Genomic DNA, 12,442 nt, shown 5'->3' with positions numbered 1-12,442 from the left:
CTCCAGTGTCAGGAAGGGGGAAATTCCATCAGCGCCTCGGGATGCTGCACCACACGCCAGCCGAGCCGCTGATAGACCTGATGGGCATCCTGGGTTGAGAGCATCCAGCGATGCACCGTTTGCAGCTCCGGGTGTTCACGGACGCAGGTTGCCAGCCAGCTGCCCAGCCCGTGACCGCGCCAGTTTTCATCAATCATTACGTCACACAGCCAGCCAAACCGGGTGTAGTCAGTAATCAGTCGGGCAAAACCAATCTGTCTCTGCTGGTGATAGAGGCCAAACGGCAGCGAACCGGCAATCGCCCGCACGGTTTTGGCCAGCGGCTGGCCTTTGGCCCAGTAGGACTTCTCCGCCAGCTGGATGTGGATCCACGCCAGGTCGAGCCGCTGGCGGCTGGTGGAGACAGTGAACGCCTCGCGCTGCCACTGCTGGTCAGCAATCTGCAATGAGTCCATGACAACTCCTTGTATCGGTTGAAAACAGTGTAAAAGGGTTCGCCCAACGGTTGAGGCTGTAGCGCGCTACAGAACCGGTTGTTGCGACTGAATTTTGCGTCATGAAGAAATTTTATGCTGAGGGGGCATCTGGCACATTAACGGGAGAAGTGAAGCGGATGGGCGAACAAAAGTGCGGCTGGGGTGAATCAGGAAAGAGTAAGCAGAAACAAGGCAGGTGACGCCCCTCTCTCCACCGGTAAACATGGCGAGGGCGACGCCTGGCCGCCCGCTACACGCCGAACTCCACCGAATTGTGCTTGCCGATCAGCGATCGCAACGGCACGCTGCTTTTCATGATCGGGGATTTGATCACGATATAGCTGAAGTACTTATCGATGCCGATCTGAGCGTCGAGCATCTTCTCAATCACTTCCTGGTAATGTTCAATGCTGCGGGTAATAAAGCGCAGCAAATAGTCATAGCCGCCGGTAATCAGATGGCACTCCATCAGCTCATCGACGTCGCGCATCGCACTTTCAAATTTCATAAAGTCTTCGCGGCGATGGCCTGACAGGGTGACTTCGGTAAAGACCGTCACCGAATCGGTAATGCGGGTGAGATTAATGTGCGCTTCATAACCGGTGATAAAACCGGCCTGTTCCAGACGTTTGACCCGTTGCAGACAGGGACTGGGCGAAAGGCCTACGGCGTCGGCGAGGTTAACGTTGCTGATACGGCCATCTTTCTGGAGTTGCACCAGGATGTTGATGTCGATGCGGTCGAGTTTCATTAAGCCGTTCATAGCACCCCCCTCATTGTCAGAGTCTGTCCCGCCAGGCGTCATTGTTGCAGGCAGTCTGGAGACGGACAGCGCGGAACAACCGGCGCGTACATGGCGTACGTGAGGATTGTAAGCACTGACCAGGTTCAGACTGACAAATGAAATAGCCTGATGGGATAGACGCTTAATTAAATGTGCAGAACCTCCCGAAGGTATATCACGCTTTACCGTAAACGCGCCAGCGCTTCGCAGTGGTTATACCAGCGGGAGATTTTCAAATTACTTTAACAATATCAATGAGGAATCGCACTTTACCCCAACCGGCCGGTTGCGCGGGCCAGCGCAATATCGAAAATATGCAGCGCCTCTTCCAGCTGTGAGTCGGTGGTGACCAGCGGCGCCAGGAAACGGATGGTGTTGCGATGCAGGCCGCATTTGATCAGCAGCAATCCTTCCTGGCAGGCGCTGTCGAGGATCTTCTGGGTTAAGGCCGCATCCGGGCGACCGGTTTCGAAATCGAGGATCTCTACCGCCTGCATAAAGCCTACGCCGCGGACGTCACCGATGCAGGCATATTTATCCGCCAGCTGCCGCAGTCGTGCATTGAGTTGCTCACCAAGCTGGCAGGAGCGCTGCAACAGGTTTTCCTGCTCAAACAGATCCAGTACCGCCAGCGCCGCCGCACAGGCAAGTGCGTTGCCGCCATAAGTACCGCCTAACCCGCCAGGCGTCGGTGCATCCATGATCTCCGCACGCCCCACCACACCGGAAATCGGCAGACCGCCGCCCAGGCTTTTCGCCAGCGTGACTAAATCGGGTTTGATACCCAGTTGCTGGAAGGCGAACATCGTGCCGGTACGCCCGAAGCCGGACTGGATTTCATCACAAATCAGCAGAATACCGTGCTGGCTGGTGATGCGACGCAGCGCCTGCATAAATGCCGGGCCAGCGGGCAGGAAGCCGCCGTCACCCTGAACCGGCTCCATGATAATCGCCGCGACCCGCTCCGGCAGGATCTGCACCGCAAACAGCTGATCCAGCGCTTTCAGGCAGTCCGCTTCAGTAATACCGTGCAGCGGGTTCGGGAAGGGCAGACGGTAAATATCGCCGGGGAACGGGCCAAAATTCTGTTTGTAAGGCGCGGACATGCCGGTCAGGGTGATACCCAGCAGGGTGCGGCCATGAAACGCACCATCAAAAGCGATAATGCCAGAGCGCTGGGTGTGTGAGCGGGCAATCTTCACCGCATTTTCCACCGCTTCGGCGCCGCTGGTAAAGAAGACGCTTTTGTACGCCTCATCGCCGCCCACCAGTTTGTTCAGCCGCTGCGCCAGCTCGATGTAGCCCGGATAGGCCACTACCTGAAAGCAGGCATGAGACACCAGACCGAGCTGGCGGGTCACCGCATTGACCACCGCCGGGTGATTGTGGCCGACATTCAGCACCCCGATGCCGCCGACAAAGTCGAGATAGCGATTGCCCTCCACGTCCCACACTTCACTGCCTCTGGCGCGTTCGATCACCAGCGGATGGGCGGTAACTACGCCGCGCGGCACGTTCTGCTCGCGTGCATCCAGTAACAGGCTGTTATCGGAGTATGCTTGCTGCTCTGCCATGACATTCTGCATTTTAAACCCTCATCCACGTAACGTTCGGTTGGCTCAAGTATCGCAACCCGCTGGTTTGTCACGCTGCCGTAATTCCTCAGACAGCGGCATTTCCTGTCAAAATCCTGCGGCATTCAGCAGGGAAATTTCTCTGCCAGCGCCTGACGAATCAGCGTGACAAAAACGTTAACGCCATGCGGGATCAGCGCATCGTTGAAGTCGTATGCAGCATGATGCAGCGGCTTGCAGGGTGCCGACCCCAGCCACAGATAGGCACCGGGCCGCGCCTGCAGCATAAAAGCAAAATCTTCTGAGGTAAGTGCGGGCTGGGGCGCGGCCTCAGCCTTAATGCCCGCCTGCGTCAGCGCCTGCAGGCAAAACTGCGCTTCAGCATTACTGTTCAGGGTCGCCGGGTAGTAGCGCAGATAGCTGACCTCTGCGTGCAAACCGTGGGCGGCGGTGATGTGCTCCGCCATCTGACGCAGTCGTGCTTCAATCGTCGCCTGCGCTGCCGGGCTGAAAGTGCGCACCGTGCCGGTGATGTTCGCCTCCGCCGGGATCATGTTGTGCGAAAAGCCGCCCTGCATCCGGGTGACGGTGAGCAGCGCCGTTTCGCACGGATCCAGCGCGCGTGAGACCAGAGTATTCAGCTGCACCACCAGCTCGCTGGTCGCCAGCAGAGTATCGCGCGTCAGATGCGGCTGCGCGGCATGACCGCCTCCGCCCAGTACCCGGATATCAAAGCGATCAGCCGCTGCCATGATCGCGCCAGGGCGGGTCTGTACCTGGCCGAGCGGCAGTTCCGGCCAGTTGTGAATGGCGTAGACCGCCTCACAGGGAAAGCGGCTGAACAGGCCATCGTCAATCATTGCCTTTGCGCCCGCCAGCCCCTCTTCGGCGGGCTGGAAGATAAAGCAGACGCTGCCATCAAAGCTGACGTCGCGCGCCAGTTTTTCTGCGGCTCCCAGCAGCATCACGGTGTGACCGTCGTGGCCGCAGGCGTGGCTCACCTGCTCCAGGCGGCTTTGCCAGTCGGTGCCGCTCTGATCCTGCATCGGCAGCGCATCCATATCAGCCCGCAGGCCGATCATGCGTTCACTGCTGCCCTTTTTCAGTATCCCGACCACGCCGGTTTTACCGATGCCGCGATGCACCTCAATGCCCAGCTGTTGCAGAAAGTTCGCCACGATGTCGCTGGTGCGCTGCTCCTGAAAGCCCAGTTCCGGGTGCGCATGCAGGTCGCGGCGCAATGCCACCAGATGTTCCATCTTAATATCCTCGCGAACGGTCAATCTCACCGTGCAGCGGCTCGCCACGCTGATGGCGCCGCAGATTTTCCAGCAGTGCCGCAATGGCGCTCTCATTCTGCGTCTGGCTGGCGATGTGGGGTGTGAGCCAGATGGCGGGATGGTGCCAGAAGGGATGACCCGGCGGTAACGGCTCCGGGTTGGTCACATCGATCACGGCGGCACGGAGCTGCCCGCTCTCCAGCGCCTGCAGCAGATCGTCCTGATTCAGCTGGGGGCCGCGCCCGGCCTGCACCAGCGCCGCGCCCTGTGGTAGCTGATTAAACAGGGTTCGGTTAAGCAAACCCTGTGTGGTGTCAGTCAGCGGCAGCAGGCAGACCAGAATCTCGCTGTGCGCCAGAAACGCATCGAGCTGATCGTCACCGTGCCAGCAGCGGACGCCGGGAATCTGGCGCGGTGTGCGGCTCCAGCCAGCGCAGTCAAAGCCCAGCGCCACCAGCTGTTGCAATGCGGCCTGGCCCAGTTCGCCCAGCCCCATGACGCCTACCCGACGCTGCGCGGCAGGTAATACCGCGTGTGTCAGCCACTGCTGCTGGCGTTGCTGATGAAAATAGCGCGGCATGTCGCGATGCAGGCCGAGCACCGCGAAGGTGACATACTCCACCATGCCCTGGGTCAGGCCTGGCTCGATCATCCTGATCACCGGCAGGTCGGGCGGCAGCGCGCCAAGGTCAAACTGATCGGCCCCGGCACCCACGGAGAACAGTAGTTTCAGCCGGGGGAAAAGCACGGTGATGTCAGCCGGTGGCTGCCAGGCGACCAGCGCCTCAACCTGCTCTGGATCGCCGGTCTCAGGCCAGATATGCAGCTGAATGTCAGGCGCATGCGCTGCCAGCCAGCGCTGCCAGATGCGGCCACGTTCCGGCTCCGATTTATAGACGATATGCATCAGGCCATCGCCTGCGTCATCAGTCCAAACGCCTGCATACCCTGCGGTGTCCAGGACGTGCCGCGCACCATAGTCGCAGGCGCATCGACCTGAGGGATGCCCAGGCTCTGTAGCCAGGCGGCCATCGGCAGCGCGGCATCGGTGTCGATGCGCAGGAATTCCCCCTGCAGCGGCTGCATCAGCGAGGCGACCAGCGCCTGCGCTACCGCGAAGTCTCCCGCGATGATCGGGCCTATCGCCCAGCCGTGACCAAAGCGGCGCAGGCTGGCGAAGCCCTGAATTTGCTGTTGGTCATCCTGCAACAGCACCGTCTGGCAGTCGCGCAGCAGGTGGTCGAACAGTGCCGGACGATGCATACCGTGCGCCTGCTGATCCAGCGTCACCAGTGTGGCGTGATCGGCCAGTGTTGCCGGACGCAGCTGCAGTCCCGCCGGGATCACGACGTCTGGAAGGGTGATCACAGCGCGGGTCTGGTGCTGGCGAATCTCACCGCAACTGACAAACCCGAGTTTTTCATACAAACCTTTGCCCATTTCGGTGGCGTGCAGACGCACATTACAGTCGGGTAATTTTTCCAGTTGCGCCAGCATCAGCTGTTTGCCAAGGCCACGCCCCTGCTGCTGGTTATCGACGATCACCAGCCCCAGCGTGGCGGCGCGCTCGCCCCAGCGCCAGAGCACCGTGCTCGCAATCAGCTTGCCCTGCTCTTCAATCACCGTGCCCTCGCCCAGCTGCAGCGCCAGCGCCCAGTCTTCACGTCGGTGGGGCCATTTCAGTGCCTGCGTTAAGGCGAAACAGGGGTCGATATCGTCCGGCGTCATTGCGCGTATTTTCAGGCTCATTGCAGGTCTCCTTACATCATTCCTGGCGTTTCAAGTCCGCTGCCGTCAACCAGACGGCTGTAGCGATAAGGGGTGGGATCAACGACTGGCGTGGCTTCGGTCGCCAGATCGGCTGCCAGTCGTCCGGCACCTGGTCCGATACCGAAGCCGTGGGCGCTGTAGCCCGCCGATAGCACCAGCCCCGGCAATTTCGCCACGGTGGAGATCACCGGAATCGCGTCCGGGGTGCTGTCAATCATGCCGCCCCACGACTGTGCCAGTCGCAGGTTCGCCAGCGCCGGATATTCACGCCGCATCGCCGCCAGCCCCTCTTCCACGATCGTTGCATCGGCTGCCGGATCGAGAATGCGCATGCGCTCAAACGGCGACTCGCGGTCAAATGCCCAGCCACCCATCGCTTCCGGGCCATTAAAGAACGGCGACAGGCCAAGATTCAGGGTGAGATTCTTGCGGCGACTTTTAAAGGTCGGATAGAACTGGCGGGCATAGCGCAGCCCCTGCGCGCCAGGTTCCAGACGCCCGCGACCAGAGACTGAGACGGTGTAACTGCCGTCCATTTGTGGCCGACAGGCAAATCCCGGTGTGTAGAGTGGCATGGCAATCGCCTGCTCAATGGGCTGCGTGCGGAAGGCGGTGCCAATCACGTTGCCCAGCGGCAGATCGATACCGTGACGACGGCAGAACATGGAGGTCCAGGCCCCGGCGGCACAGATCACCCGGCTGGTTTTGATCAGGCCGCGCTCGGTCCAGACGCCGCTGACCCGTCCGGCGGCGATATCCAGCCCGCGCACCGCGCATTGCTGAAACAGCAGCGCCCCTTTTTTCAGCGCGCCCGCCACCAGCCCGGGCGCGGCCAGCCGTGGTTCGGCGTGACCGTCGGTAGGCGCTGAGAGACCGCCCCGCCAGCTTGTGGTGCTGCCGGGCGTCATCGCTTTGGCCTGCTCCGCCGTGAGGATCGAACTGCGCACGCCATAGCCTTTTGCCATCTGGATCCACTTATCCCAGGCCGCGATGTCCGACTCTTCCTGCGTGGCGTAAACCAGCCCGCTGCGGCGGAAACCCAGCTCTTCGCCGGTTTCATCGTTAAGCTCACCCCAGCGTTGCAGCGCATAAATAATCAGCGGCAATTCACGTTCATCGCGGTTCTGCTGGCGACACCAGCCCCAGTTACGGCTCGACTGCTCCGCTCCTACCAGGCCTTTTTCGATTAGCACGACCTTCAGTCCCTGCTTCGCCAGCTCCCAGGTGGCGGCGGCTCCGGCGATACCGGCGCCAATCACCACTACATCGGCGGAATCGGGAAAATTAGCACTGTCCTGTACATAACGAATCGGTGCAGGCATAACAAGACTACCTCTGTTGTCAGTATCTGGTCTGGCACAGGGCGATATCACCGCTGTGCCTTGACCCGTGCCGCCCGCGCATTACATCTGTGCTGTGCAGGCGGATTAATCAGGGTGCCAGTTGCTTCAGGCAACTCACTCTGCTTTTAAAATCTCTTCATGCTCATCCAGCCAGCCCTGACGCAGCTCCGGCACCGCGCGTTTCAGCCGCTCGAAATACAACTCGCTGGTCGGCTTGTCGTAGTCGCTGCGCGCCAGCTGGGTGACGATACGACCGCTCTTCATCACTACGATTTCATCACACACCGCGCGTACCGCATGCATGTCGTGGCTGATGAAGATCACCGAGAGTCCCAGTTCGCGGCGCAGTTCGCTGATTAAGTCGAGGACGGCGGCGGCAACCACTGTATCCAGCGCCGAGGTCACTTCATCACACAGAATCAGATCCGGCTCAGCCGCCAGTGCGCGCGCCAGATTGACGCGCTGCTTCTGCCCGCCGGAGAGCGCCCAGGGACGCCGCCACAGCACGCTGCGCGGAAGCTGCACCAGATCCAGCAGCTGATAAAGCCGCTGCTGTCGGGCCGCACCGTTCAGACCGTGAAACAGCGTCAGCGGACGCGACAGGATGCGTTCAACGCTGTGGGCCGGATTCAGCGCGGTGTCTGCCATCTGAAATACATACTGAATGCGGCGCAGCTCATTGTCAGGCCGTTTTTGCATATCGCCCGAGATGTAGTGGCCGTTGAACAGAATATGGCCGTGGCTTGGAGCGTTGAGTCCGGCAATGGCATGCGCCAGAGTGGTTTTGCCTGAGCCTGACTCACCGATGATGCCAATCGCTTGCCCTTTCCACAGCCTGAGATTGATATCTTCCAGAATGCGTATTTTCGGGTAGCCATCGCTGCCGCGCGGACCATAACCTGCGCTGAGGTCGCGCACCTCAAGCAGCGGCTGAATATCGGCGCCAACCGGGCACCAGTTGCTGGGCCGCTCTTTCTGCCGCGCCGCTTCCATCAGTAAGCGGGTGTACTCCGCCTGCGGTGCGCCGATCAGATGCGCGGTGCTGCCATACTCCGCCATTTTGCCGCGCAGCAGCACCAGTATCCGGTCTGCCATCTGCGCCACCACGGCTAAATCGTGACTGACGTAAATCGCCGTGACGCCGCGCTGCACCACCACGCGGCGAAACGCCTTCAGCACTTCCACCTGCGTGGTCACATCCAGCGCGGTAGTAGGTTCATCAAGGATTACCACGTCAGGATCGCCAATCAGCGCCATCGCCGTCATCAGACGCTGTAACTGACCACCCGACACCTGGTGCGGGAAGCGGTCGCCAATGGTCTCGGGGTTGGGCAGCGCCAGTTCGCGGAACAGCTCAATCGCTTTGGCTTTTGCCGCTTTGCGGGTCAGGGTGCCGTGGATAACCACCGGCTCAATCACCTGGTCGAGGATCTTCATGCCCGGATTAAACGACGCTGCCGCGCTCTGGGCGATATAGGCGACTTTGTTGCCACGGAAAGCGCGCAACTGCCCCGGCGTCAGGCTGTTAACGTCGGTGCCGGCAACGTGAATGTTGCCGTCGGCGATGCGGCAGCCGCTGCGGGCGTAACCCATCAGCGCCATCGCGATAGTGGTTTTACCTGAGCCGGATTCGCCAATCAGCGCCAGCACTTCGCCCTTCTGCACGGTAAAGTGAATATCGGAAACCAGGTCGATCTCTTCGCCGCGATCGGTCTGCGCAGTGACGCGCAGTTTATCCACCGAAATTACCGGCATGGCGGTATGTGGTGTCACGTTCATGCTCCCTCCTTCGCCAGCGTCATCGGACGCATCGCCTGCAGGCTGTCAATAAACAGGTTGGCGCCAATGGTCAGGCTGGCAATCGCCAGCGCGGGCATCAGCACCGCAGGCGAGCCGTCAAACAGCCCCTGCATATTTTCACGCACCAGCGTGCCCCAGTCGGCGTAGGGCGGCTGAACACCCAGACCGAGGAAGCTCAGGCCGCTCAGCAGCAGCACGATGTAGACAAAGCGCAGACCAAAGTCAGTCAGCATCGGGTGCACCATATTGGGCAGGATATCGTGAATGGCGATATACCAGCGGCTTTCGCCCCGCAGCCGTGACGCCCGGACGTAGTCCATGCTGCGCAGCGAGCTGGCCATGGCAAACGCGATACGAAATGCGCCCGGCCAGTAGGTGAAGACCGCCGTGAGGATCAGCATTGGCAGTGAGGAGCCAAATACCGCGACTATCATCAGGGACAGCACTTTGCCCGGCAGTACCAGCAGCGCGTCGTTGACGCGGCCCAGTACCTCCTCCAGCCAGCGCCCCGCCACCGCTGCCAGCAGCGCCAGCAGCGTGCCGATCAGGCTGGCCAGCAGCGCCGCACTCAGCGCCAGACCGATAGAGAACTTCGCGCCATAGAGAATGCGGCTCAGCATGTCGCGCCCAAGGTAGTCGGTGCCCAGCAGGTTATCGGACGTCAGGCCGCCCATCAGCGGGCCGCCGCCGATGTCATCAATGCTGTGCGGGGCCAGCGGGGTGCCGAATACCGCCATCAGCAGCCAGAACAGCGACATTATCAGACCCAGCCGTCCCGACCAGGAGAGCGACTGTAAGAAACGCCAGGGCAACGAGAGAATATTCATGCGCTTCTCCATTTCGGGTTAAAGGCGATAGTCAGAATGTCTGCCGCCAGCAGCAGGACCAGATAGCAGGCGGCGAATAGCATCACGCAGAGCTGCACCACCGGCAGGTCGCGGTTACTGACCGCATCCACCAGCTGGCTGGCGAGACCGGGATAGCTGAAGATGGTTTCGATGATGATTACCCCGCCGAACAGATAGGAGAGGCTGAGTGAAATGGCATTGGCGATGGGGCCGACCGCGTTAGGCAGTGCGTGACGCAGTACCGCTCTCAGCGGTGAAACCCCTTTCAGCAGCGCCATCTCCAGATAAGGGCTGTCGAGCTGGTTGATAATGGCTGCCCGCGTCATACGCGCCATCTGCGCCACCAGCACGCAGCAGAGCGTCAGCACCGGCAGCGCGTAGGCTTTGAGGTAACTCAGCAGGTCGCTATCCGGGCTGCCGAATGACATCGCTGACACCCAGTGCAGCTTGACGGCAAAAATCAGCACCGCCACCGTCGCCACCAGAAACTCCGGCACGGCAACCGTCGCCATGGTGCCGATGACCAGCGCCCGATCGAGTCGGGAACCGCGATTCATCGCCGCAATAATGCCAATAATCAGCGCCAGCGGCACACAGATCAGCGTGGTGATACCCGCCAGTTCAAAGGTGGCGGGAATGCGCTGCGCCACCAGTTGCGAGACCGGCAAATGGCTGGCAAACGAGGTGCCAAAGTCGCCCTGCACCATGCCTGTCAGCCAGTGGAAGTAGCGCATCAGCAAAGGCTGATCGAGACCCAGCTGCTGCCGTAACGCCGCCACCGTTTCCGGCGTGGCGTTCTGGCCGAGGATCATCTGCGCTGCGTCGCCCGGCAGCAGGCTGGTGATGAAAAACACCACCGCCGAGACGATAAGCAAAGTCAGGATGCCGGCGCCAATTCGCCGGGCAATCAGGAACAGCATGTATCGGTTCATCGGCGTACTCCTTCCTCAAATAACGTATCAGGCACTCAGCCACGCAAACTCATGGAAGCGATAGCCCATCATCATGCCCGACGGCCAGGCCTCCACCCCTTTGACCTTTTTGTTGTAGCCATCTGTGGAGCTGATAAAGGTCGGGATAAGGGTGCCGCAGTGGTCATAAATCAACTTCTGCATGTCACCATACATCTGCTTGCGTTTCGCCTGATCGCGCTCACCGCGTGCCGCGATCACCAGCTGATCAAACTGAGGGTTTTTCCAGCCCGATTCGTTATTCGGTGCGGTAGAGAGATAAAACTGTGAGAAGAGCATGTCGAGCGTCGGACGCGGATTTATCGAGCCATATCCCACCGGATCTTTCATCCAGTGCGAAGACCAGTAACCGTCATACGGCACACGTCGCACTTTGATGTTCAGCCCTGCCCCGCGCGCCATCTGCTGGATCATCTGACCGCCTTCATTTGCCCCTTCGATATTCGGCGTGGTGATGATCTCCACCGTGGAGCCGGCCATGCCCGCTTTTTTGATGTGGAACTTCGCTTTTTCAATGTCCAGCGCACGCGGTTTGAGATCGGCGTTATAGAGCGGATGCCACGGCGGCACCGGGGTGTCATTACTGACGTCGCCGTAACCCTGCAGCACCGTTTTCACCAGCATTTCACGTGGCTGCAGATATTTCATCGCCAGCACGAAATCTTCGTTGTTACCCGGCTTTACATCGGTGCGGATAATCAGGTTGGTGTACATGCCCGATTTACTCTCCAGCACGCCAAATTCGCTGCTGGCTTTGATGCGCTTGCAGTCGGCAGCGGTCAGCGTGGAGACCATCTGCAGATCGCCCGACATCAGGGCATTAACGCGCGCTGCGCCGTCGGTGACGCCAATCAGCTCTACCTCATCCAGATGTGGCAGACCAGGCTTGTAGTAGTTGGGATTTTTGGTGCCGATGGTGCGCACACCCGGCATAAAGGCTTTGCAGACAAACGGACCAGTGCCGATGCCTTTGCTGAAATCTTTGGTGCCGTCCGGCACGATCAGAAACGGCGGTGTCGCCAGCATATAAGGGACGTCGAAGTTAGCGCTGCTCAGCTCCAGCTGCACCTCGTTATCATTGACCGCGCTGAAGGTTTTGAACTGATCGGCCAGCTTAAAGGCGATAGAGGCGATGGCCGGATCTTTGTGACGGCTGAGCGAGTAGATGACATCTTTGGCGGTCAGCGGTTTGCCATCATGGAAAGTGACCCCCTTACGCAGTTTGATATGCCAGGTAATGCCGTCGCTGGATTCCAGCGATTCGGCCAGCGCCGGTTGCGCCATCAGGTTTTTATCCAGCTCGGTCAGGCCGCTGTAGAACATGAACTGGCGGGTGTAATCCGCACTGTTGTTACTTTTGGCCGGATCCAGTGTATCGGTGGCCGAGGCATTCGACATCGCTGCCCGCAGTTTACCGCCCCTGACCGGCTTGTCGTCCGCCAGTGCCGCCCCTGAAAAAGTGATCAGGCCGCTGCTCATCACCGCACCGGCTGAGAGCATTTTCATCAGGCTGCGGCGTGAAAGTGAGCCTTCGGTGATCATGCGCGTCAGTGCCGGATTTACCGCATCAGCGTCGTTATTATCAAATTTACTCAT

11 protein-coding genes are annotated in these 12,442 nt (G+C 60.0%); all 11 read right to left on the bottom strand.

Annotation, left to right across the window (positions count from 1 at the left end):
- Positions 1 to 8: 8 nt before the first annotated feature.
- Positions 9 to 455 (bottom strand): GNAT family N-acetyltransferase, encoded by a 447-nt coding sequence (locus LC417_RS00865; protein ID WP_033772121.1) that lies wholly within the window; start codon positions 453 to 455, stop codon positions 9 to 11.
- Positions 456 to 726: 271 nt separating this feature from the next.
- Positions 727 to 1,239, bottom strand: a complete 513-nt coding sequence (locus tag LC417_RS00860; RefSeq protein WP_010247853.1) for an Lrp/AsnC family transcriptional regulator — start codon at positions 1,237 to 1,239, stop codon at positions 727 to 729.
- A 290-nt stretch (positions 1,240 to 1,529) separates the two neighbouring features.
- Positions 1,530 to 2,846 (bottom strand): 4-aminobutyrate--2-oxoglutarate transaminase, encoded by a 1,317-nt coding sequence (gene gabT / locus LC417_RS00855; protein ID WP_223565346.1) that lies wholly within the window; start codon positions 2,844 to 2,846, stop codon positions 1,530 to 1,532.
- 113 nt (positions 2,847 to 2,959) lie between these two features.
- Positions 2,960 to 4,093, bottom strand: a complete 1,134-nt coding sequence (locus LC417_RS00850) for a M20 aminoacylase family protein (protein ID WP_033778890.1) — start codon at positions 4,091 to 4,093, stop codon at positions 2,960 to 2,962.
- Position 4,094: 1 nt separating this feature from the next.
- Positions 4,095 to 5,021 (bottom strand): glyoxylate/hydroxypyruvate reductase A, encoded by a 927-nt coding sequence (locus LC417_RS00845; RefSeq protein ID WP_061703803.1) that lies wholly within the window; start codon positions 5,019 to 5,021, stop codon positions 4,095 to 4,097.
- On the bottom strand, positions 5,021 to 5,863 hold the full coding sequence (locus tag LC417_RS00840; protein WP_223565345.1) for a GNAT family N-acetyltransferase: 843 nt from the start codon (positions 5,861 to 5,863) through the stop codon (positions 5,021 to 5,023). Before LC417_RS00840 ends, LC417_RS00845 begins: the two co-directional genes overlap by 1 nt.
- 11 nt (positions 5,864 to 5,874) lie before the next feature.
- Entirely contained in the window at positions 5,875 to 7,206 is a 1,332-nt protein-coding gene (locus LC417_RS00835; protein ID WP_010247869.1) for an FAD-binding oxidoreductase, read from the bottom strand.
- A 135-nt stretch (positions 7,207 to 7,341) separates the two neighbouring features.
- Positions 7,342 to 9,006 carry an ABC transporter ATP-binding protein gene (locus tag LC417_RS00830; protein ID WP_187485033.1) on the bottom strand — a complete coding sequence of 555 codons (1,665 nt, stop codon included), beginning with the start codon at positions 9,004 to 9,006 and terminating at the stop codon, positions 7,342 to 7,344.
- A complete protein-coding gene (locus LC417_RS00825) occupies positions 9,003 to 9,854 on the bottom strand; it encodes an ABC transporter permease (RefSeq protein WP_010247873.1) in 852 nt (283 codons plus the stop codon). Before LC417_RS00825 ends, LC417_RS00830 begins: the two co-directional genes overlap by 4 nt.
- Positions 9,851 to 10,807 (bottom strand): ABC transporter permease, encoded by a 957-nt coding sequence (locus LC417_RS00820; RefSeq protein ID WP_010247875.1) that lies wholly within the window; start codon positions 10,805 to 10,807, stop codon positions 9,851 to 9,853. Before LC417_RS00820 ends, LC417_RS00825 begins: the two co-directional genes overlap by 4 nt.
- A 27-nt stretch (positions 10,808 to 10,834) precedes the next feature.
- On the bottom strand, positions 10,835 to 12,442 hold the full coding sequence (locus LC417_RS00815) for an ABC transporter substrate-binding protein (protein ID WP_033788372.1): 1,608 nt from the start codon (positions 12,440 to 12,442) through the stop codon (positions 10,835 to 10,837).

It is taken from the genome of Pantoea sp. OVA07A (assembly GCF_019969975.1).
In the GTDB taxonomy this organism is placed as follows: domain Bacteria; phylum Pseudomonadota; class Gammaproteobacteria; order Enterobacterales; family Enterobacteriaceae; genus Pantoea; species Pantoea agglomerans.
Note: the sequence above shows the minus strand (reverse complement) of the source record. Positions and strands in the feature narration are given on the sequence as shown.